Origin of the sequence: Devosia chinhatensis (assembly GCF_000969445.1) — a bacterium.
Taxonomy (GTDB): domain Bacteria; phylum Pseudomonadota; class Alphaproteobacteria; order Rhizobiales; family Devosiaceae; genus Devosia; species Devosia chinhatensis.
The window spans coordinates 1-433 of record NZ_JZEY01000003.1; the positions used below are offsets into that span (position 1 = coordinate 1).

Here is a 433-nt window from a genome sequence, read left to right on the forward strand (position 1 = left end):
CTCTTTCTCTTCGCGCATGTTACGTCCGCCTGTCCCTTATACCCATCTTCCTCTCCGTCCCTCCTTCTCTTCCTTTACCTCTTCACGCCCCCCAGCTACCATCCATTTAATTTTCCATCTCCCAAATCGCATGCCTTTTTTTCTTCTTCTCTTTCTCTTCCCGTTTCTTATTTCTCTCTTTTCACCTCGCTACCTTGTTTCTTCTTTCCTTCTGTGCCTTTTCTCCCCTCTACCTTTCACCCCGTTCTCGTCTTCGTCTTTCTCTTTTTCTCTTCTTCCTCTTCCTTCCTTCCTCCTTTTTTTTTTCTCTTTTTTCCCCTTTTCCTTTCTTCTCTCTCTTTTTCTTTTTCTTCTTTTCTTCTTTCTTTCTTTTCTTTCTCTTCTTCTCTTTTTTTCTCTCTTTCTTTCTCTTTTTCTTCTTTCTTTCTCTTTC

At 40.9% G+C, this 433-nt stretch carries 1 protein-coding gene; it reads right to left on the reverse strand.

All coding sequences use genetic code 11. The features are described from left to right. Positions 1–189: 189 nt before the first annotated feature. A partial coding sequence (locus VE26_RS17860) for a hypothetical protein (protein ID WP_200897191.1) occupies positions 190–433 on the reverse strand: 244 nt, incomplete at its 5' end.